Below are 19,468 nucleotides of genomic sequence, written 5' to 3'. Positions count from 1 at the left end.
ATGCTAACTTTAAAATTCCTAAAAACTCATCCAGTATTTTTAATGATTGTCGTGACAACGATAGTCTTATTTACCGCCAGCAGCGCGCGGCACGCTTTGTTTCAGTCAACTGCATTCGACTTAGCAATTTTTGACCAAGCAATTTATTTAATCTCCCAAAATCAAACGCCATTTTCCTCTTTAATGGCAATCAATATTTGGGGCGACCACGCCGCTTTTATTTTCTATCCACTAGCTTTACTTTACAAAATATATCCAGATGTTCACTGGCTTTTTTTAGTACAAGCTGTTTCCCTAGCTTTAGGCGCTTGGCCGAGTTGGAGTTTGGCACGTCAAGCCGGATTAAACGAACAAAAAGCAATTGCAATTTCAGCCGTATATCTGCTTTATCCCGCAGTATTTAATGTCAACCTCTTCGACTTCCACCCAGAAGTAATTGCTTTACCAGCATTGCTAGCAGCAATCTTAGCCGCGAGGCTGAATAAAACCTTGTGGTTTTGTGCTGCTATTGTATTAGTTTTGAGCTGCAAAGCCGTGCTATCTTTAACTGTGGCTGCGATGGGTTTGTGGCTGTTGTGTTTTGACAAAAAACGCAATTGTGGGCTCATAGCTCTCTTTCTAGGCGCGGGTTGGTTTCTGGTAGTTACTCAGGCAGTTATACCGTATTTTAATCAGGGAAGAGAACACGCGGGTATCGGGCGATATCAATATTTGGGAAACTCTGTTTTTGAAATTGCTATTAATTTAATAGTGAAACCAAATCTAGTTTTAGGGCGTTTGTTTTCTTTAGATACTTTTGGATATTTAGCGTTATTGCTATTACCTATAATTTGGTGGCTGTCCCCGCGTCATCTGTCATCTTTAATTAGTGCTGTGCCGATGTTGGCGATGAATATTCTTTCCGATATCCCCGCTCAGCGGGATTTAATTCATCAATATTCTGTGCCGATATTGCCGTTTTTGTTGGTAGCCGTAATTTCCAGTTTGGCAGCTACCAATCAGCAAAAGGGAAAAACAATATTTGAGAGATTGCCACTTCCTAATTATCCCTTGCCTAGAGTCATTGTAATTTGGTCGTTGATTGCTTTCTTAGCTTTAGCGAAATACGGCTATTTTTGGACTATTTATTTAAAGGGGATCGACACTTTGCCGGCTACCAAAGAGGCAATTTCTATTGTGGAAACCAAAGGCAGTGTTTTAACAAATGCTCAGATTGCTCCGCACTTAGCGCACCGCCCTGTGGTAAAATTAACTCAGGCTAACGCGCCACCTGCAAATCTCGCAGAATTTGATTATGTATTGCTGAACCTCAGATATCCTGGCTGGATGAGCGATCGAGAATTTGTTAAAAACCTAATAACTCAACTAAAAAACACCCCACAATTTCAACTAAAATATCAGCGAGACGACATATATCTATTTACTAAGAGTCATTAGTCATCAGTCATCAGTCATTTAACTGGTTCCCAGGCAGAGCCTGGGAATCGATGTCTAGAGGCTCTGCCTCGCTTGCGGAGGAAAATTGGAGGCGGAGCCTCCGGATCTGTGTTACCAGGCAGAGCCTGGGAACCAGTAATGCCCAATGCCCAATGCCCAATGCCCAATGCCCTCTAATCCTCCACTTTCAAAGCCCTTCTTGCCAACTTCACGTAAGTTTTCACAGTTTCATAAGGCATTTCCAAATCAGCAGCAATATCAAACAAAGATTCCCCCAATTCCCGGCGCGCCAAAATCGTCGCCCAAGTTTCAGCAATCTCAGCAGCGCGACTTCCACCTGTACGCTTTCTGTGCGCCATAAACTTCTGTGTCAATTCATCTATTCGCGCCGCCAATATGCTTTGTATCGACACTTCAGGGAGCGCTTCTGTCAACCATTGCGATCGCGTTTGTCCCAATCCAAAAGTTGTTTTGTGGCCCGTGCCGCAGTAAGGCGCTAACCGCCCCAAAGCATAAAATAATTGTACAAAATCAGGACGATTGTGAGCCGATCGCCCTAGCGCAAATTCCACAGCCCCCGTGAATCCCGTTACCATGCCTTTTTTGCCCGCGGCTACCTTTTGCGACTCCAATTTGTGGCGGCTAATAATTGCATTTTCATCAATCCAATTCAAAAATTCTGCTTGGTCAAAATTTACCCCCGAAAAGTTATTCCAGCGGCGTAAATAGCTGTGAAAAACATTTTCGGGAACTGGCAGAGGGAAGTGATGGCCTTTGCTACGAAAGCTTGTAGGAGTCACAAAACTAAGTTTGATGGTTGGCGACAATGCGGGTTCTGCTGTTAATAACTGCTGGTAAATTGTGGGAGCAAAAGCAATATCCCAAGAGCGAATTAGCAGCGGAGCATTTCGCAAATCTATCTCTTGGGGCAAATTTTGCAGCCACTGACTCAGCCACTACACTACGGGCTTTGAAAGTCCTGTTACGTACCAGCGATAAATTCGATCGCCCAAAAGCTGAAATTCTTTGCCGCCGAGGAGCAAATCACCTTCCAATCCCGAAAGAGTAAAGGCTTTTTCTGACAAGCGAATTTCAAAGGTGATACCCGCCACGTGATTTATCCGTGGAATCAATCCCAAATCGAAAATCGAAAATCCTCAAGAAAGAGCATTTATCCGTGGGGTAGCCTCTAAAATCTAAAATCTAAAATCTAAAATCTAAAATCGATTGACTGTTAATCGCGCAAAAGTTGCGATAAATCCGGGTCAGTTTGGTGTACTTGACCTAAAAACCAAGCGTGCAAACCTATAGCATACTGCGCGTACAGATAGCTAGCAGCGCCGGGAGTCAATTCAAGCACTAATGCGACTAACTCGGTGTCAGCCGGCCAAATCAGCCCAGAAGCAGGAGATATTCGATCGCCTGTGCCGGTGCGGTTCGGGGAAGTTGCCATCAGATGCCGTGCCTATAGCCGTCACAGAAAGAGCGCCGTGCTATCTTAGCCGATTTTTATCCCCTTTGGGGGATGATAGTTAAGGGCGATCGATCGCCCAAATCTTTTGGTAGCTCCAAAAACTCGCTCTCCCGCCAGTTTCCCCCACCCTCCGGGATAGACAAAAACCACTAAAAAACCAACAACCTAAAACTCAATCTTTGTCAAGGTTTTCTTCCTTGTAACTAAACAGAAATATACCAGTGTTTAAAATCACATTCTGCGCTACAATTGTCAAAAGCTCGTAGCATCCTCAACTCCGATCCTAAACTATGAACACAACAGAAAAATCTAAACTATCCAACGAAAAAACTTTGGAGGCAATGAAGAATTTCTCCGAAACCTACGCCAAGCGCACGGGAACTTACTTTTGTTCCGAACCTTCCGTCACTGCTGTCGTGATAGAAGGACTAGCAAAACACAAGGATGAACTAGGCGCTCCCTTATGCCCTTGTCGCCATTACGAAGATAAAGAAGCCGAAGTAAAAGCCGCCTACTGGAACTGTCCCTGCATTCCCATGCGCGAGCGCAAAGAGTGTCACTGTATGTTATTTCTGACGCCAGATAACGATTTCGCTGGAACTAATCAGGAAATAGGAATGGATCAGATTCAAGCTGTCAGAGATACTATGTAATTAGTTAAGTAGGCGGTCGTGAAATGGCAGTAGTTTTGAAAATAAGTCGAAATTTTTCTTGTTTTTAAGACTTAGCTATTAAAAAACAATCGATCGCCGCCTACTCAAACACACATCCGCCATCGAAAATCCCCTATCTCCAATCGAATGACAGAGGAAATGCCGATCGACTTTTGGCAAGGTATCGAACAGTTTAACAGCCAAGAATTTTATGCTTGTCACGATACACTAGAGGCTTTGTGGATGGAAGCAGGCGAGCCGGAAAAAAGGTTTTATCAGGGAATATTGCAAATTGCGGTCGCGCTTTATCACTTAGGAAATCAAAACTGGCGCGGTGCAGTAATCTTGCTGGGAGAAGGAATAAATCGGCTCAGTTATTATCAGCCTAGTTATGCTGGAATTGCTGTTGAAGACTTGCTCGGACAAAGTGCTAAACTTTTGAGCGCTTTGCAACAAGCTGGCCCGGAAACAGTTGCTGATTTTTTACCTTTATTCGCAGGTACAGAAGTTGCAGGCTTGCAATTGCCGCGAATTATCAAAGTACCAAAAAGTTAAATAAAAGTTAAATAAATGTTTGTATTAGGGTGCAGTATACTTGGCCTCTACACAGAGGAGGGCTGGCTTTCTTGCCCGCTGCACAAGCAGATTTATTTGCTGTGGAAGGAGCATCTTGCCCGTTCCCGGTTAAGACAGTTGCAGCCACTGAGCAAAATAGCCAATTAAATTCGCTGTTGTCTTGCTAGGATAATTGGTTGAGACTATCGGGTCAATCGATCGACCTCACGGGAATCTTTCTGACCGTTAAGATAAAATATCTAACTGGAGATAATGCCCTTCAGCAATTTCACAAATATTGAGACTCCAAGCTTATGATGTCCTCCGCTAAACTACTCAATTCCCGAATATTCAAAGGATTATCGCTGCTGTTGCCCCTCACTCTGGCAGGCGCGATCGCCTCTCCCACCTACCCGCAAGCCGGCCCTCCCCGCACTCTCAGTGTGCGATCGGACATTCAAGAAGCCGACTCCAAAACCGGCATCGTGACTGCCCGCGGCAACGTCCAAATCAACTATCCCGCCCGCCAAATACAAGCAACCGCAGCTCAAGCTCAATATTTCAGTCGCGAGCGCCGGATCATTCTCAGCGGCGACGTTTATGTATTGCAGCAGGGAAACAGCCTGCGCGGCGAAACCATCACATACTTGATTGACGAGGGGCGGTTTATTGCGCTCCCAGACAAGCCAGGACAGGTAGAATCTGTTTATCTGGTTGCCCCCGAACAAGATGCGGCAGCCCAAAATACAGTTGGCTCCCCACGTCCAACTACAGCCCCCCGGTAACAGTGGCTCGCAGCAGCGAAATTTCGCCTCAGCCAAAACATACTACTTGGGATAGATGCGAAATTTCGTCTTTATAAAACTCACAAACTTGAAAAGGTAAAATTTAAATTAGAGACTCGATCGCACAAAGCTGCAGTCTGAAATTGAGCTTGTAGAGGTTGCCGGGAGCGAAAATGAAAATTGTACTCGAAAATATTCACAAGTCCTACGGAAAACGCAATGTAGTTAGTCGCGTCAACCTGTCAGTAGCCCAAGGAGAAATCGTAGGACTGCTAGGCCCCAACGGTGCCGGAAAAACCACAACATTTTACATAGCAACCGGATTAGAAAAACCAAATCAAGGCACCGTTTGGCTAAACGATTTAGACATCACTAAATTGGCGATGCACCAGCGAGCGCATTTGGGAATTGGCTATCTCGCTCAAGAAGCAAGCATTTTCCGAAACATGACGGTGCGCGACAACATTTTGTTAGTGCTAGAACAAACTCAAGTGCCGCGCTGGGAATGGCGCGAGCGAGTCGATTTCCTATTGCAAGAATTTCGCTTAGAAAAAATAGCATCCAGTTTGGGAATTCAAATATCAGGGGGAGAAAGGCGGCGGACTGAACTAGCCAGAGCATTAGCCGCAGGGCGAGACGGGCCCATGTTTCTATTTTTAGACGAACCGTTTGCAGGCGTCGATCCGATCGCAGTAGACGAAATTCAAACCATTATTGCTAAACTGCGCGATCGTAAAATCGGCATCCTCATCACAGATCACAACGTCCGAGAAACCCTCGAAATTACCGATCGAGCCTACATCATGCGAGACGGCCAAATTTTAGCCTCCGGGGCTGAAGAAGAACTCTACAGCAATCCTTTAGTGCGACAGTATTACTTAGGTGACAACTTCGTGCGATAGTTTTTTATAGAAACTGCAAAGGGGGCGCCGGATAGATTCCGTAGGGGCGGGTTCGCCTAAATATAAATATCCCAGCCCAGATATCTATAAACCCGCCATCCCCCCTATAAAAACACAATACAGAAATTTCAATTTTAGATTGAGGAGCCAACTGCATTCATCGCCAAACTATGAAAATAGCAATATCCAATTCTTTGAATCCCATCAACTGGCTGCCGAGAATTTCAGTAATGGACTGGTACATTACCAAAGAACTAATCGGCCCATTTTTATTTGGCGTCGGACTCTTTACATCCGTCGCCGTCACAGTTGGAGCCTTATTTGAATTAGTCCGCAGAGTAGCAGAATCCGGCCTCCCCTACGGCGCAGCCATAGAAATTTTTCTCCTGCAAATTCCCTACTTCGTAGTATTGGCTTTCCCCATGTCAATGCTGCTAGCAACCTTAATGGCTTACAGCCGAATGTCCAGCGACAGCGAACTCATCGCCCTCCGCAGTTGCGGAGTTAGCGTTTACCGATTGATACTGCCTGCTGTGATAATGAGTTTAATTGTTGCAGGATTAACCTTTGGTTTGCAAGAGTTAGTTGTACCCGCCGCCAGCTACAGAGCAACTCTGACTTTAGACAGAGCCCTGAAGCGAGAAAAACCCATATTTCAAGATAGAAATATTATCTACACAGAATTTCGCAAACCAGAAAAAGGCGGCGACGAAATCCTGGCCCGCTTTTTTTATGCAGAACAATTTGACGGCCAGCAAATGAAAGGTTTAACAATTATCGATCGCTCCACCCCAGGTCTCAATCAAATCGTTTCTTCAGAATCCGCTACTTGGAATGCCTCAGAAAATACCTGGGATTTTTTCAACGGAACCGCTTATATAGTAGCTCCTGATGGCTCTTACCGCAATATAGTTAGGTTTCAACACCAGCAGTTGCAACTGCCCCGCACGCCCTTAGATTTAGCTGCGAGAGCGCGGGATTTCAAGGAAATGAACATTGCCCAAGCTTTAGAGCGTTTGGATATCCTTAAAAACAGTGGCGACGAACCGCAAATTCGCAAATTAAAGGTGCGAATTCAAGAAAAATATGCTTTTCCTTTCGTGTGCATGGTATTTGGTTTAGTGGGAGCCGCTTTGGGAACTCAACCGCGCCGCTCCGGTCGAGGAACGAGTTTTGGTATTAGCGTAGTTGTGATTTTTACTTACTACGTATTTTCTTTCATCACCAGTTCTATGGGTGTGAAAGCTGTTTTGACTCCGATTCTTTCGGCTTGGCTGCCCATCGTGTTTGGTTTGGGAATCGGGGGATTGTTGTTGGTGCGGGCTGCCGCTAGGTAAGTTTTACCAATAACATTGGGAATTGGGAATTGGGAATTGATAATATCGTTTTTGTGGCCGAACTTCCATCATTTAAGGATTAGAAAAAGTATTGATTTCGCCACCGCCAATGTAGCGTCCCGGATCCAGGGAGCCTGGTGTAGCAAAAGTTTGAGGTTGAATGGGCTGCACGCCCTGATTGGTATTTTGGGGAACAACTCCAAAGTTAGGCTGCTGTGGTAAATTAAGCTGACTCGGTGGAGGTGTTTGAAATTGAGAATTCGCTGAATTGGGAGAGAATTGAGGGCTAATTATCTTGCTTCCCCCAATCCCATTCGGAAAGGGAGATGGACTGACATTCGGAAGTAGAGGTGTTGGCGAAGGTATGGCTACTGGAAGTGCCACAGGTTGAACTTCAGTTGCGAAGCCGGAACCAGATAAATCAGTTTGGTAGGGATTTTTCGGCAAAGCCACCGGTGCAGCCCCTGCATTAATTTCGGGGAGGTTCGGCACTCTGGAATTTAACCCCGCCAATGATTCAGCGACTGTAGCTGTCGGTTTTAAGAATTCTTGAGATTCCTTGCTTACAGTATTTGTCGGAGTCACAAGGGGGGGAAGTGCTGTGGGAACATTCACAGGATTGGCTCCACTTTGAGCTGTAGCGGTCGTTGGGAGCAAATTTGTCGCATTTCCTGCTGCCGGATCGGAAGCCGGTCGATCGAGCAATGTAGCCTCGTCTGCAGTTTTCTCACCTGAAGCCGCCGTTGCCGAAGTGTTAGCAACGACGTATTTTTTCATAGCTGCTTGCAGCGGACTCAAAGGCAGAGAATTTTCGTTTTGTTTAGCTGAATTAGCATCACTCGACGCCTCGGATAAAGTTGCTGTCGCTGTACCCCCAGACTCAGGCTTAATCGTTTTTATCCCGGAAGTTAGTCTCTCGCTGCTAGATAAACTCAACGCTGATGTTGCGTTTGAACTTGGCAAGCTGGAATTTTGGGGGTTATTGTTTCCGGCCTCGACAGCAGGATTTGCTAAATTTGGCAAGGAGAAAAATCCGCTGCTTCCTACCTGCTTGGGTGCTGAAGATGGCTGAGGAGTTTCTAAGTCCCGATCTCGAAGTTCCTCGAATAAACCTTTGCTTTTTACTACTGATGAATTTAACAAGTTCAGTTCAGAAGCAGTAGAGCCATTAAACTGATTGACTAGCACTGGTGAGCTGTCGATTTCAGCCGCAATGGCGGTATCTTCAGCAGATAGTCCCGATAGCGAAGCTGGATTGTTTGTGGCTACTTCTTCTTCGCCATCTATGCTCAACCTTTCTGGATTTACAGAGACCTCCCAGATAAATAACCCTCCCGCACACAGCACGGCTAACGGAGCCCAAACCGCCGGTTGCGTCCAGTGGCGCAACCGCGCTATTAGATAGCGGACTGATGTAGGAAATCGCTTAAAAATTGACATAGTTTTGCTTCCTTCCGATCGTGCGGATTTAAAACTATTTTTCCTAGTCTACCACATCAATCTTGATTATTTTTGCTAGACCGGGGTAAGTGCGATCGGGATCATCTCGGTTTGGCTTTTACTGTCGGTGTGCGATCGTCCGGCTCGCTATATTTATAGACTTTGCTGTGCGGGACGGATCGGAGTCCCAAAAAACGCTTTTTACTTTCTGCCCAGATGCTCGGAGTACGATCGAACTTTTGATTGAAAGTTGCGAAAGCTCAATGCAACCGGTGAAAATCCATAAAGCACTGGTAGAAATATGTCTGGCTTTCCTTAAATCAAGGGGCATAAGATGATAAAATTTTATGGGATGCTGTGTCCTGCCAGCCGGGTCTGTCAGCCGATCGACCTCAAACCAAAATGTCAAGGTAAAATTGGCAATTGGTGAGAACAACACCCAAGTAAAGTTGAGAGGAAATTAATGAAAAAAGTAGTTGAAGTATTAGCAAATCGGGAACAACTAATAGATCGATCGCTCGATATTGTGCTGTCGAAAATCTCAGAAGCCATAGCAGAACGCGGACTTTGTACGATCGCCGCAGCGGGCGGAAGCACACCGGAACCACTCTACAGAGCGATCGCAGCCCAAGACCTGGCTTGGGACAAAATTCACGTTTTCTGGGGCGACGAACGCTACGTTCCCCCAGAACACCCAGACAGCAATCAAAAAATGGCGCGCCTCGCGTGGCTCGATCGAGTGAATATCCCCGCCAGCAACATCCACCCCATGCCCACAGGCGCCGGCGACCCCGCAGCCGACGCGGAGGCGCACCAAACCGAATTACAGCAGTTCTTCAAAGTATCCGACGGCGAGTTTCCTGCCTTCGACATCATTTTATTGGGCATAGGAGACGACGCCCACACAGCCTCTCTATTTCCCGGCACAGCAGCCTTGGAAGTCCGGGATGCCCTAGTAACTGTCGGCAACAAAGACGGTCAACCCCGCATTACCTTTACAGTCCCCTTAATCAACCGGGCCCGGTGCGTCATCTTCATGGTCGCAGGAGCCAGCAAACAACCCGCCCTAGCTCAAATTTTTGCCCCCGCAGCCGACGAAATGACCTATCCAGCCAGACTCGTTCAACCAGAAGGCGAACTTTGGTGGCTGCTCGATGCGGCGGCTGGCGAAGCAGTAAAATAGCCGACAGAGCAGCCAGCGTGCCAGCACAGTCAGCATTATCACTAACTCAATCTTGCCCATCACAGCTAACGTCACGGCGTCAGCTCAGTTGCTAGTATTAGAAGCAATATAAGAATTGTGGCGGTTAAAGTTAAAATTTGACCATATACACGAGTATTTTTATGAGGCTGATTTGAAAATCTGGCCGATAGCAAGGAGAAATCGATGATTGTCTGTCCCAATTGCAATCACCAGAACCCCGACGGGGCCAGCCAGTGTGAGGCTTGCTACACGCCTTTACCTGCTACCGCAAGTTGCTCGAACTGCGGTGCAGCAGTTCAGACAGACGCAGCATTTTGCGGTCAGTGTGGCTTTAACTTGCGTCCGGGTTCCATAGTTCCAGAAGTTGAGGTGACAGTAACGTCCCCCTCGCCTGTAGGCCCCACAGTGGTATCCTCACCGGCGCCGGATTTAGTGCCACCCGATCCCCTGATGGCAATGGAACCTCTAGTTACCCTGAATAAGGGGCTTAACTTGGAAAAAACTCCTGCCAGCATTCCGACGATTCCAGATCCCCCGCCTTCGCCCTCGGTTCCTGTTACAACTGAATCGGTGGCAACACCAGTAACTATCTCTCCTCCGGTTCCGGGCCAGCAGCCAGCAGGTGTAGCTAAAACTCAACTGCAACAGCAGTCGGCGCGCCTGCTACACGTTCAGACAAATACGCCGATGGAATTGCCTCACAGTCTGGCTGTGGTTCACATAGGCAAGCCAAATGACTTAGTGCCGCCGGATATTGATGTTTCGGGATTTGCTAATTCTGAGATAGTTTCTCGGGTACACGCAAATCTCCGGGTGGAGGGAGATGCTTGCTACCTAGAAGATGTAGGCAGTTCCAACGGCACTTACGTCAACAATACTCCGCTACCCAAGGGAAACCGCCACCGGTTGCGACCGGGAGACCGCATCTCTCTGGGCAAAGGAGACCTGGTTACGTTTTTATTTCAAATCTCTTAGAGCGAGTTTGGATTGGGCGATCGAAAGTCTAAAATCTAAAATCGCATCTTGAGGCGCTCTACCAAAACTCAATGCTGCCAATGTGATTAAGCTGACCTTGCTACATCCACTCCAGTCTATACCCGTCCGCAGTTGGATCTTTGAAGACGAGCAGGTCGTGCGGATCGGGCGCTCGACAGAAAACCACGTCGTTCTTTTTAGCGCTGTGGTTTCTCGTCGCCACATCGAATTGCGGCGCAGCGGCATAACTTGGGAACTGATCAATTTAGGTACCAACGGCACTTACCTCGATGGTAAGCCGATCGCTAAGGTTCCCATTGTGGACGGTCTGATCGTTCACTTGGCCCGCTCTGGGCCGAAAATTCAAATCAACGTAGGCCCGAATCAATCCTCCGTCCAGTTAGGACTTCTTAGCGTCAAGCCCAGGGAGGCTAAGGAAATTCACGCTCCCTCGGCCGGCGTGCACATGAGCACGATTCCTGTTCCCGACCACAAAGAAGTTGGCACTTCCAGGGAAGAGGACGAGTTAACCCAGGCAGATAATAATCGCCATTATTCGGAAGAAGAATATTAAATCGGCTTCTTTGGACGATCGACATTTTTCAAAGGCGGCACTCAGGAGTTTATTTATGAGTACATCACCACAGATTGTTAGGCGCAGTGAACTGCAGGGCCGCCGCACCATCGACCGCAGAACGGCGGAAGAGGTCGGCAGGGTAGATCGGGTTTGGCTCGATGCTCACTCCCAACGGGCGATCGGCTTTACTTGCAAGTCGGGACTTTTGGGGAGCAAAAAAACTTGGTTCGCTTGGGCGCAAGTTGATACGGTGGGGGAAAATGTTTTTGTCACCATTAACCCGGAACTGCCGGAATTGCATCAGCCGGAACAAGCTGTTTGTCCGATCGGGCTTGAGGTGCTCACGGACGCTGGAAATAAGGCAGGTGCAGTGGTTGACTACCTATTTGATGTCCGCACGGGTTCAGTCACCAACTACCTATTTAAATCGAGCGGCTGGCGCGGTGTTTTAGACGACATTTACTTGTTACCTGTGGCAGCTATTTCGACCATCGGCAGCAAGCGGGCGATCGTCTCTGAAGCTGCTGTATCGGAGCCAGTGCAGTACGCGGAGGGACTGCACAAAAAAGTCGGTCTGGTAGCAGAGTTTTTACATGAAGATTTCGACAGAACTCTCAAAAATGTGGCAGGTGTGAAGCGGGGCGCTCAAAGTCTGGCGGAAAAATTCCAAGATAAAGCTCTCGAAGTCAGGGATGTAGCTCAAGAAAAAGTTGCAGAGTTGAAGCGACAAAGGCAAGAATCTGTCCCGCCAGATCCGAATCCGGAGCCGCCTGAGTCAGATTTGAGCTGAAGTTTGGCCTTCCCGCTCGCTGGGGGACTAATTGCCGATCGCATTTGGGGGCCGCGCGCGAGGAAGGTCGATCGGTATTTTCGCTATGAGAGATTGATGCGTTGTCGCTCAAAATTCCAGTGCTGCTCAAAGCATTGTATTTTAAAGGTATTGCATCAATAAGGAAAATGTTAGCAACTCAAAATGACCTATGCTGTTTGATACAACTCACATCTTGCACTATTCTCAAGAACAGGCATCTTGCCTGTTCCACAAAGAGTGAATTTTCTTGTGAAACAGGCAAGATGCCGCTCCCTAAACAAGTAATTGAGAATGGTGCAATATCTCAGATACAATCCACAAGTATTTTATCTAGAGACCCCAGGATTAATAATTGGTTAACTTCTTTCTTTATAAACAGCAAGTCGTTGAGCAGTGACTGTCGCCCGACCGAGAACACGAATCAGCGGTGCAACCAGCACGGGTCTGAGTTAAATTCTCTGGTTCATCAGCGGCAAAAGGATTATTTAGCCGATCGAATTGAGCGACTCACCCATCGGCAGAATCGCTCCCTCACAGACCAAATTAATCAAGCGGTTAAAACCGTTGTCCATCACTGGGAAGTTCACCCGATTTATCACATCGTGTTTGGTTGTTACCGAGTACCGCAAAAATTTGCCCCTGCGCCAAAAGCTAACCCTCAAAAGTTGCTTCAAATACCTCAAGCAGCCAAAAGTTCGACTTTTAGGGCAGATAGGGGGAATAGTGGCCCACTGACGACGCCTTTAAAAAGCAAATTTTTTGCAGTTTTCTCCCAAAAAATCTCTCTGGAAGTATCCCCGTTGCTGTCTGGCGGTGGAGTGTCAAAACATCAGTGATTACCTTAACTCTTTTACATCCTATCCAGTCTGTCCCAGTTCAAAGTTGGTGTTTTGAATCAGAACCAGTGGTTCGGATCGGTCGATCGAACGACAATGATGTAATTATTTACAGCGCTGTAGTTTCCCGCCACCACGTAGAACTGTGGAATCACGCTAATGGCTGGGAAATTATTAATTTTGGTGCTAACGGCACTTATGTAGATGATAGACCGATCGCTCAGGTGTCCGTTGTGGACGGGATGACAATTCGCTTGGGCAATTCTGGGCCAAAAATCAGGATTCGGGTGGCCGCAACGAATCAACCGGGCAAAATAATCAAGCCACCGCAGCGCGAATTTCGCCAAAAGGACGAAGTTTCAAAAGACAAGTCAACTCCTTTGCCGGGGGGCGTGGGAATCATCGAAGACGATGAACTTGGAGGGATCACTCAAATCGATCTTGACTGACCGGCAGCTATCTATCCCTGCTGGCTCGTTCCGACAAATATCCCGATGCCCAAATCGAGCGTCTAAGTAATACGGTGGTAAGTTGCCTGATTTGTGCCTAAATATCCCTATACATTAATTAACAGCTTCTTTAGTAGGATTTCAGCCTTCTAAAGATAAGATAGGGGGGATCTCGATCGATCTTAGCTCACTTTCGCTGCTTGCCCAGCGGCGGTAATCTAAGAGCAACTGGTGCATCAACCGCTGTTTGACGCTCAGCAGTACACTCTTGAGCAAAGCATTCCCCGTTGCTTCTAAAATGGGTTTGGGCGTCAGCCAAAACGGCGGCGGTAATTCTACTTGCACTTCCAAATCCGCTTTTCCCCTCAAGTATGCTACCCCGCTGCTTTGGTGCACACAAAGCTTTCCTTTGAGATTGAGAGCAAAGCGATCGTTTATATAACCCACGCCACGAATTTCGCAGGCGACGGACTCCAAATTGATTGTGCCATCCGACTGGGCCCACACCCTCATGTCTACTGTGGGTTGAATGCTCAGCATCATAAATTGTAACGGTCGCATTTTTAGGCGGAAACAGTCCTCGCTTAGCTGTTGTGTGCGACTTTGATCGACAAGGGCGTTCACCAGTCGCCTCGGCTGACGCAGATAATGTTGAATGGGAACTCGTTCCTCTGGTACGGCGATCTCAACGGATTGGGAAGAATTAAAGCGGGTATACATGAGAAAATATCAAAATATAGGATTCCTAAGCATATCTTAATAAACTATCACCTTTTTTTAGGTGACATAAGTCGCGTCCTAAGTCGTGTACCCAGCAATGTCATCCGAGAAATCACTGATAAAAGCTTTCGGGACATCGCTAATTTTTCATCATACTTCCTAGCTGATGAGAGTAAAGCAAACATTTGTAACCTAAAATTGCCTGTAAATGAAAATTTCGTTAGCGAAGCCCTCGAAGAGGATCGCACATCTCGGCCCTGTTGGTACAAATGCAGAAACAGCGGCTCTAGCTTATGTCAATTGGTTGAGCCTGGAAACTAACTTGGAATGCACCCTGTGTCCTTATTCCACCATTTCTCAAGCGCTAGAGGCATCTGCCGTAGGGCAGGTTGATTATTCAGTTGTGCCCGTCGAAAATTCGATCGAAGGCAGCGTGACTGTCACCTTAGATACACTGTGGCGACTCGATCAACTCCGCATTAAACACGCCTTAGTTTTGCCAATTTCCCACGCGCTGGTGTCTAATGCCAAAAATTTTAACGAGATTAAAAAAGTTTACTCTCATCCGCAAGCGCTAGCTCAGTGTCAGATATGGTTGGGGCAGTTTATTCCCTCAGCTCAATTAATTCCGGCGAATTCTACCACGGAAGCATTGCAATATCTGGAAGATACAAATGTAGCAGCGATATCTTCGCCAAGAGCTGCTGAACTTTACCATTTGCCAGTGTTAGCTCACCCCATTAATGATTATCCCGATAATTACACTCGATTTTGGGTACTCAGCAGGAGTGGTGGAGAAATCGCCAACGTAGAACCAGGGGAGCACTCATCCCTTAAATCCATTACACAATCTGCTTCTAAGTTGATCCTCGATGCTTCATCGTCTAATTGCACCCATACCTCACTAGCTTTCAGCGTACCTGCCAATATGCCGGGAGCACTGGTAAAACCTTTGCAAGTATTTGCCAGTCGCGGTATTAATTTAAGTCGGATTGAATCTAGACCGACTAAAAGATCGCTCGGAGAATATATTTTCTTTATGGACGTTGAGGCTAACGCCTGCGAAGCATTTGTTCGATCGGCACTCGAAGAATTAAAAAATCACACCGAAACTTTAAAAATATTTGGTTGCTACAATGTACTGTCAGTAGTATAATTTATTTTTAAGTAAAACTTAGGAGGCTGGCGAGATGAATGCTGATGAACTTCTCAAGCGATACGCAGCCGGAGAAAGAAATTTTCATGAAACCAACTTGAAAGAGGCTTTTTTGCGAGAAGCTTTCCTAATTCATATTAATCTAGCCTGTGCAAATCTGAAGGAAATCAATTTTGCTTTGGCGAACTTAAGGGGGGCAAACTTAATAGCTGCCAAGCTAAAGAATGCTTGCCTAGTGATGACCAGCCTAAATGGGGCTAACCTAAGCAGAGCAGATCTAACTTTCGCAAGATTAACAGGAGCTGACCTGATTGAAGCAAACTTGGAAAACGCCAACTTGAGCGACACCAAAATGATTGGTGTTAATTTGAGCGGAGCAAACTTGGAAAACGCCAACTTGATGGAAGCAAACCTCCTAGATGCTTGCTTGGACAATACAAACCTCGAAGAAGCAAATTTAAGCGATGCTAAACTGCGGGGAGCGAGTCTCAGAAAAGCGAACTTGAGAAATGCTTTTTTATGTGAAAGTAACCTGGAGGGCGCAGATTTGAGAGAAGCTGATTTGAGCGGTGCTAATTTGAGCGGGGCATTTTTATGCGGTGCTAATCTGGAGGGAGCTAAGCTAGATGAGGCAAATTTAAGTGGGGCAATACATTTTTGCGTCAGACAAGTTTGAACTCACGGAATATATAACAGAAGAATCCGACAATTAAGGACTAAAAAATATACTATTGACTTGGCTGAAAGTGAAGTCTATTTGCTGCTGTACCTTAGCAAAATGAAGCTGCATCTTGAGGATCTCTTTCTTGGAATTAGCTTGAGCAATCTTACTTTCCAAAGCCAGCAAGTTGCGATTGAGAGTTTCTACTCGCACAGTTTGGTAGTCTAAGTCAATTTTTAGTTCTGCCGCCTGATCGACTTGAACCTGCTGGCGAACCACGGCGAGGCGGATTGAATTCTTATCCTGTGTCTGAAGAGCTAGCAAAGCTCGCTGCTGCAACTGGTGGGCTTGAGATTCAGCTTGATTGTACAGCCACTGAATCCGCAGTTGGGCGGAAATCGCACTGCCAACAGCCTGACGCAACTCTTTGAGAGGTTCCTGAATTTCTAAGATTAATAGTTCCCAAAGATTCATCAGTTCGGTGGTAAATTCTTCCCGTTCAACAGAGGCTACCAGTGCTTCTAATAGCAACAAATTTGGTTGCATTTGCTGCGTAATTGTCTCAAATATTAACAGTGCTTCGGACATTTGCCGATCGTAATTTTTTTCGGAGACTGCACCGGATGAGTGCTTTAATATTTTTTCCGTGCTGTCTACCTCAGCTTCTGAATCTGAACTTGAAGCTACAAAGGCCTGTAATTTTTCGCGGGCGATCGCACTTAGCCTTTGTCGCAGCAAATCGCAGGCCGCCCGCTGCACTGGCCCTGTTTCGCTTTGACAAATCTTGATGACTATTTTTAAGCCGGCATCGCCGTAATTCAATGTCTCTCTCAGGGCGGCGATTCGATGTTCGTTGACAGAACTAGACAGCCGATGTTTAACTCCTGCTAGCCCGCCGAGCACTACACCCCCCACAGGAGGTGGCAGTTGACCGCCTCTAACTGCATCGTATGGTTTCGGTTGGTCGTGATTTTCTAACACAAGCATTTACTGCTATAAGGAACCTATCCGAACCTGTTTGAAGTTAAGAATTAAACAGATAGCAGTTCCCAAAAAGAATGGAACTGTAAGCCCGCGATCCGAACCCTTCGTCCATCAGTCAATCGAAAATCAAAAATCAAAAATCGAATGATTTGTGTGTAATTCTTTCTTCAGTGCAGGTCAAACCGATCGTGCTTTTTCCTAGGCAAATTGGCTACTTGAGCGTATCTTTAAGTACAGTCCTCGCTGCCAAGTGATTGCGAGTAGAAGTCAAAATTTCGGTTTCGCGTTCCAATCTCGCAGCAGTATCTTGCAATTCTAAAAGAGTTTGCTGTTCTGTCGCTGCGCCGTAAAGGTAGCTGGCTACCCAGTAGGACAATTCTGTAGGCAAACTGGGAATGTCTTCGGGCAGGTCGATCGGCTGATCCATCAATTTGCTGGAGAGGCGAACTACATCTCTCAGCAGTTGTTCGACATCTTTTCCCAAAGGTCTGAGGTCTTGTTGTGGCGGTGCGTCTTCGATCCATTCTACTAGACCGACTAAATAGGGTTTTTCCCGAACGGCGTCGAGGACTCGGAACCGCTGCTGGCCGAGAGTCATAATTTTCATGCGATCGTCGGGGAGGCGCTGACAGTGAATCACTTCGGCGCAACAGCCAACGGCAGAGACTTTGTTTTGGTTGGGGTCCCACATGAGCACACCGAAACGCCGATCGCCTTCCAGAATCGTATTCATCATGATTCGATAGCGAAACTCGAAGATTTGCAGCGGCAGCGGTCTACCTGGAAATAGAACCACTTCCGGCAACGGAAATAAGGGGAGTTCGCGAACTGCTACAGAGGAAGAGGATGCCATTGTCGCTCAAAGGTGACGGTACTTGCGCTTATTTTTCTTACTTTAACTGATTAAAGGCAATTCCGGGCGGGGTGAGGGGCGATCGGGGGAAATGCGACGCGGGCGATCGCTATCACAGATCGGAGTGATTACGATCACCGTACTACGGTCTCAACAATGAAAGAGTAGATTTTGTGTCGCTTATAAACGATTACTCGTAAAAAAGCAACTTTATATCGGCAGATTTTATGCGCGACGTGAGACAACAAACGGGACTGACTCAAGAGCAGTTTCCCGCACGTCTTGGTGTGGTGTTCTCTAACCTGAACCATTGGGAGAACGGACTGGCCACGCCTTCCTCGCGGGCGATGCAGAAAATCGAGCCGTAGACCAAGCAGTTAGGAGATCAGGGGCAGAAGTGGTTGGAACGGTTCAGGTTAGTTGTGACGGAACAACTTAATTATTTCTAATAAAAAAAAATCAGAACCGAGTGCAAGTTTGATTTTTCTCAATTTACAAATCACCCAAAAAAACACGAACCCCTGATTAACATGATTAATTCCAACATCCAAAAGGCGATTCTTTTCATCGATGCTAAAATTGCCGATTATCAAACATTGGCAGCAGGAGTAGAAGCAGGAACAGAAGTAATTATTCTTGACGCTACAAAAGATGGCATTAGCCAAATTACTGAAGAACTTGCAAATCGCCACGCTATTTCGGGAGTGCATATTGTTTCCCACGGTGCGCCCGGTTGCGTGTATTTGGGAAATGCCCAACTCAGCCTAAATACTCTGAGCAAGTATGCCCAACAACTGAAACAGTGGTTTGTAGCGGATGAAAGAGCATCATCGAGCTTGTTTCTTTATGGCTGTCAAGTCGCCGCAGGAGATGCAGGTACAGAATTTATCGCCAAATTACGGACTTTGATTGGCGCAAATATTGCGGCCTCAGCGAACTTAACTGGGAATGCTGCATTGGGCGGTGACTGGGAGTTAGAAGTCGCTCTAGGAGAAGGCAAGTTTGCCTCTGCGTTTACTCCAGAAGTGATGGCAAATTATGCTTCTGTATTATTGCTCTCTTCTTCTTTGTCAGAAGTAGAAAAAAGTTTAGCAGATGCCAAAGTTAGCATATCTGCCACCGCAAAAAAAGCCCTCCAAGATATCCTCGATACTTTAAAGCCATTAACTTTTGAGATTAAAGCCGATTCAATTACAGCCACTTATAACGGTGCTGGCTCTCTAGCAGATATATTGAAATCTGTGGGAGTTTCTACCACTACAGCAAGTCCGATATTAACCGGATCAATCAACAATCCCAGCTTAACCATAGGCGCTTTAAACACCGACAACCCCACTTATACCTTCTCTGGAGCAATCAGCGAAAAAACCGTAAAATTTGATTATCAAAAAGGTCAAGAGTTAAAAGTAGCCTATACCGGAGATATTTCTTTAGCTGATCTATTGAAAACTGTTGGCGTGACCGACACCCAAGGCAGCGCGCTATTAACCGGCTCTATAACCGCTCCTAGCTTGACAGTGGACAGCAGCAAGTCCCCTTCCGCTTATAAGTTCTCAGGAGCAATCAGCGGAAAAACCGTAACATTTGATTATCAAAAAGGTCAAGAGTTAAAAGTAGCCTATACCGGAGATATTTCTTTAGCTGATCTATTGAAAACTG

General features: G+C 46.5%; 23 protein-coding genes. 16 read left to right on the top strand and 7 right to left on the bottom strand.

What is annotated here, in order from left to right; translation table 11 throughout:
- Positions 1 to 1,437 carry a DUF2079 domain-containing protein gene (locus QUB26_RS12280; protein ID WP_333237194.1) on the top strand — a complete coding sequence of 479 codons (1,437 nt, stop codon included), beginning with the start codon at positions 1 to 3 and terminating at the stop codon, positions 1,435 to 1,437.
- Positions 1,438 to 1,610: 173 nt separating this feature from the next.
- Here QUB26_RS12280 and cas6 read toward each other — a convergent pair whose 3' ends face one another.
- The 3 genes from cas6 to QUB26_RS12265 all read right to left on the bottom strand — a co-directional run bounded on the left by cas6 (position 1,611) and on the right by QUB26_RS12265 (position 2,890).
- Positions 1,611 to 2,378 (bottom strand): CRISPR system precrRNA processing endoribonuclease RAMP protein Cas6, encoded by a 768-nt coding sequence (gene cas6 / locus QUB26_RS12275; RefSeq protein WP_333302430.1) that lies wholly within the window; start codon positions 2,376 to 2,378, stop codon positions 1,611 to 1,613.
- Positions 2,379 to 2,393: 15 nt separating this feature from the next.
- Positions 2,394 to 2,549, bottom strand: coding sequence for a hypothetical protein (locus tag QUB26_RS12270; RefSeq protein ID WP_333237196.1), 156 nt, complete (start codon positions 2,547 to 2,549; stop codon positions 2,394 to 2,396).
- A 122-nt stretch (positions 2,550 to 2,671) separates the two neighbouring features.
- Positions 2,672 to 2,890 carry a hypothetical protein gene (locus QUB26_RS12265; protein WP_333237198.1) on the bottom strand — a complete coding sequence of 73 codons (219 nt, stop codon included), beginning with the start codon at positions 2,888 to 2,890 and terminating at the stop codon, positions 2,672 to 2,674.
- A gap of 311 nt (positions 2,891 to 3,201) precedes the next feature.
- On the opposite strand from QUB26_RS12265, the gene QUB26_RS12260 reads away from it, so the two are divergent.
- From QUB26_RS12260 to QUB26_RS12240, 5 genes are all read left to right on the top strand, one after another.
- Positions 3,202 to 3,564: a ferredoxin-thioredoxin reductase catalytic domain-containing protein gene (locus tag QUB26_RS12260; RefSeq protein WP_172186333.1), complete on the top strand. Its 363-nt coding sequence runs from the start codon at positions 3,202 to 3,204 to the stop codon at positions 3,562 to 3,564.
- 147 nt (positions 3,565 to 3,711) lie between these two features.
- The gene (locus tag QUB26_RS12255) at positions 3,712 to 4,119 is read left to right on the top strand and encodes a DUF309 domain-containing protein (protein WP_333237200.1); all 408 of its coding nucleotides are present in this window, start codon (positions 3,712 to 3,714) and stop codon (positions 4,117 to 4,119) included.
- Positions 4,120 to 4,433: 314 nt separating this feature from the next.
- Positions 4,434 to 4,904, top strand: coding sequence for an LptA/OstA family protein (locus tag QUB26_RS12250; protein WP_333237202.1), 471 nt, complete (start codon positions 4,434 to 4,436; stop codon positions 4,902 to 4,904).
- Positions 4,905 to 5,077: 173 nt separating this feature from the next.
- Positions 5,078 to 5,806, top strand: coding sequence for an LPS export ABC transporter ATP-binding protein (gene lptB, locus QUB26_RS12245; RefSeq protein ID WP_333237204.1), 729 nt, complete (start codon positions 5,078 to 5,080; stop codon positions 5,804 to 5,806).
- Positions 5,807 to 5,976: 170 nt separating this feature from the next.
- Entirely contained in the window at positions 5,977 to 7,143 is a 1,167-nt protein-coding gene (locus QUB26_RS12240; protein WP_333264167.1) for an LptF/LptG family permease, read from the top strand.
- 72 nt (positions 7,144 to 7,215) lie between these two features.
- Here QUB26_RS12240 and QUB26_RS12235 read toward each other — a convergent pair whose 3' ends face one another.
- The gene (locus tag QUB26_RS12235; RefSeq protein ID WP_333318183.1) at positions 7,216 to 8,583 is read right to left on the bottom strand and encodes a hypothetical protein; all 1,368 of its coding nucleotides are present in this window, start codon (positions 8,581 to 8,583) and stop codon (positions 7,216 to 7,218) included.
- A 463-nt stretch (positions 8,584 to 9,046) separates the two neighbouring features.
- On the opposite strand from QUB26_RS12235, the gene pgl reads away from it, so the two are divergent.
- The 6 genes from pgl (at position 9,047) to QUB26_RS12205 (ending at position 13,435) form a co-directional block, all read left to right on the top strand.
- Entirely contained in the window at positions 9,047 to 9,766 is a 720-nt protein-coding gene (gene pgl, locus QUB26_RS12230) for a 6-phosphogluconolactonase (RefSeq protein ID WP_333237210.1), read from the top strand.
- Between the two features lie 204 nt (positions 9,767 to 9,970).
- On the top strand, positions 9,971 to 10,762 hold the full coding sequence (locus tag QUB26_RS12225) for an FHA domain-containing protein (RefSeq protein ID WP_333237212.1): 792 nt from the start codon (positions 9,971 to 9,973) through the stop codon (positions 10,760 to 10,762).
- Between the two features lie 82 nt (positions 10,763 to 10,844).
- The gene (locus QUB26_RS12220; protein WP_333153305.1) at positions 10,845 to 11,336 is read left to right on the top strand and encodes an FHA domain-containing protein; all 492 of its coding nucleotides are present in this window, start codon (positions 10,845 to 10,847) and stop codon (positions 11,334 to 11,336) included.
- A gap of 55 nt (positions 11,337 to 11,391) precedes the next feature.
- Positions 11,392 to 12,129 carry a PRC-barrel domain-containing protein gene (locus QUB26_RS12215; protein WP_333226425.1) on the top strand — a complete coding sequence of 246 codons (738 nt, stop codon included), beginning with the start codon at positions 11,392 to 11,394 and terminating at the stop codon, positions 12,127 to 12,129.
- Positions 12,130 to 12,413: 284 nt separating this feature from the next.
- Positions 12,414 to 12,986 (top strand): hypothetical protein, encoded by a 573-nt coding sequence (locus QUB26_RS12210; protein WP_333237215.1) that lies wholly within the window; start codon positions 12,414 to 12,416, stop codon positions 12,984 to 12,986.
- Between the two features lie 68 nt (positions 12,987 to 13,054).
- Positions 13,055 to 13,435, top strand: a complete 381-nt coding sequence (locus QUB26_RS12205) for an FHA domain-containing protein (protein WP_445299602.1) — start codon at positions 13,055 to 13,057, stop codon at positions 13,433 to 13,435.
- 141 nt (positions 13,436 to 13,576) lie between these two features.
- On the opposite strand, the gene QUB26_RS12200 is transcribed toward QUB26_RS12205, so the two are convergent.
- Positions 13,577 to 14,155 (bottom strand): DUF1997 domain-containing protein, encoded by a 579-nt coding sequence (locus QUB26_RS12200; RefSeq protein ID WP_333237219.1) that lies wholly within the window; start codon positions 14,153 to 14,155, stop codon positions 13,577 to 13,579.
- A gap of 208 nt (positions 14,156 to 14,363) precedes the next feature.
- Here QUB26_RS12200 and pheA point away from each other — a divergent pair, with 208 nt between their 5' ends.
- Complete coding sequence (pheA, locus tag QUB26_RS12195) at positions 14,364 to 15,311, top strand: prephenate dehydratase (RefSeq protein ID WP_333237222.1); 948 nt, start codon at positions 14,364 to 14,366, stop codon at positions 15,309 to 15,311.
- Between the two features lie 34 nt (positions 15,312 to 15,345).
- A complete protein-coding gene (locus QUB26_RS12190) occupies positions 15,346 to 15,987 on the top strand; it encodes a pentapeptide repeat-containing protein (RefSeq protein ID WP_333237225.1) in 642 nt (213 codons plus the stop codon).
- A gap of 33 nt (positions 15,988 to 16,020) precedes the next feature.
- On the opposite strand, the gene QUB26_RS12185 is transcribed toward QUB26_RS12190, so the two are convergent.
- Entirely contained in the window at positions 16,021 to 16,959 is a 939-nt protein-coding gene (locus QUB26_RS12185; RefSeq protein WP_333318181.1) for a PspA/IM30 family protein, read from the bottom strand.
- A 208-nt stretch (positions 16,960 to 17,167) separates the two neighbouring features.
- Positions 17,168 to 17,809 (bottom strand): LON peptidase substrate-binding domain-containing protein, encoded by a 642-nt coding sequence (locus QUB26_RS12180; RefSeq protein ID WP_015174045.1) that lies wholly within the window; start codon positions 17,807 to 17,809, stop codon positions 17,168 to 17,170.
- A 227-nt stretch (positions 17,810 to 18,036) separates the two neighbouring features.
- Here QUB26_RS12180 and QUB26_RS31980 point away from each other — a divergent pair, with 227 nt between their 5' ends.
- Positions 18,037 to 18,177: a helix-turn-helix domain-containing protein gene (locus tag QUB26_RS31980; protein ID WP_445299371.1), complete on the top strand. Its 141-nt coding sequence runs from the start codon at positions 18,037 to 18,039 to the stop codon at positions 18,175 to 18,177.
- Positions 18,178 to 18,339: 162 nt separating this feature from the next.
- Positions 18,340 to 19,468: DUF4347 domain-containing protein (locus QUB26_RS12175; protein ID WP_333318179.1), on the top strand; the 1,129-nt coding region annotated here is incomplete at its 3' end.

Origin of the sequence: Microcoleus sp. B4-C1 (assembly GCF_036705285.1) — a bacterium.
Classification (GTDB): Bacteria; Cyanobacteriota; Cyanobacteriia; order Cyanobacteriales; family Microcoleaceae; genus Microcoleus.
Note: the sequence above shows the minus strand (reverse complement) of the source record. Positions and strands in the feature narration are given on the sequence as shown.

Coding starts and splice junctions, on each gene's coding strand:
- QUB26_RS12280 (WP_333237194.1), top strand. CDS start 1: ATGCTAACTTTAAAATTCCTAAAAACTCATCCAGTATTTTTAATGATT.
- QUB26_RS12265 (WP_333237198.1), bottom strand. CDS start 2,890: ATGGCAACTTCCCCGAACCGCACCGGCACAGGCGATCGAATATCTCCT.
- QUB26_RS12260 (WP_172186333.1), top strand. CDS start 3,202: ATGAACACAACAGAAAAATCTAAACTATCCAACGAAAAAACTTTGGAG.
- QUB26_RS12255 (WP_333237200.1), top strand. CDS start 3,712: ATGACAGAGGAAATGCCGATCGACTTTTGGCAAGGTATCGAACAGTTT.
- QUB26_RS12250 (WP_333237202.1), top strand. CDS start 4,434: ATGATGTCCTCCGCTAAACTACTCAATTCCCGAATATTCAAAGGATTA.
- lptB (WP_333237204.1), top strand. CDS start 5,078: ATGAAAATTGTACTCGAAAATATTCACAAGTCCTACGGAAAACGCAAT.
- QUB26_RS12240 (WP_333264167.1), top strand. CDS start 5,977: ATGAAAATAGCAATATCCAATTCTTTGAATCCCATCAACTGGCTGCCG.
- QUB26_RS12235 (WP_333318183.1), bottom strand. CDS start 8,583: ATGTCAATTTTTAAGCGATTTCCTACATCAGTCCGCTATCTAATAGCG.
- pgl (WP_333237210.1), top strand. CDS start 9,047: ATGAAAAAAGTAGTTGAAGTATTAGCAAATCGGGAACAACTAATAGAT.
- QUB26_RS12225 (WP_333237212.1), top strand. CDS start 9,971: ATGATTGTCTGTCCCAATTGCAATCACCAGAACCCCGACGGGGCCAGC.
- QUB26_RS12215 (WP_333226425.1), top strand. CDS start 11,392: ATGAGTACATCACCACAGATTGTTAGGCGCAGTGAACTGCAGGGCCGC.
- QUB26_RS12210 (WP_333237215.1), top strand. CDS start 12,414: ATGCCGCTCCCTAAACAAGTAATTGAGAATGGTGCAATATCTCAGATA.
- QUB26_RS12200 (WP_333237219.1), bottom strand. CDS start 14,155: ATGTATACCCGCTTTAATTCTTCCCAATCCGTTGAGATCGCCGTACCA.
- pheA (WP_333237222.1), top strand. CDS start 14,364: ATGAAAATTTCGTTAGCGAAGCCCTCGAAGAGGATCGCACATCTCGGC.
- QUB26_RS12190 (WP_333237225.1), top strand. CDS start 15,346: ATGAATGCTGATGAACTTCTCAAGCGATACGCAGCCGGAGAAAGAAAT.
- QUB26_RS12185 (WP_333318181.1), bottom strand. CDS start 16,959: ATGCTTGTGTTAGAAAATCACGACCAACCGAAACCATACGATGCAGTT.
- QUB26_RS12180 (WP_015174045.1), bottom strand. CDS start 17,809: ATGGCATCCTCTTCCTCTGTAGCAGTTCGCGAACTCCCCTTATTTCCG.
- QUB26_RS31980 (WP_445299371.1), top strand. CDS start 18,037: ATGCGCGACGTGAGACAACAAACGGGACTGACTCAAGAGCAGTTTCCC.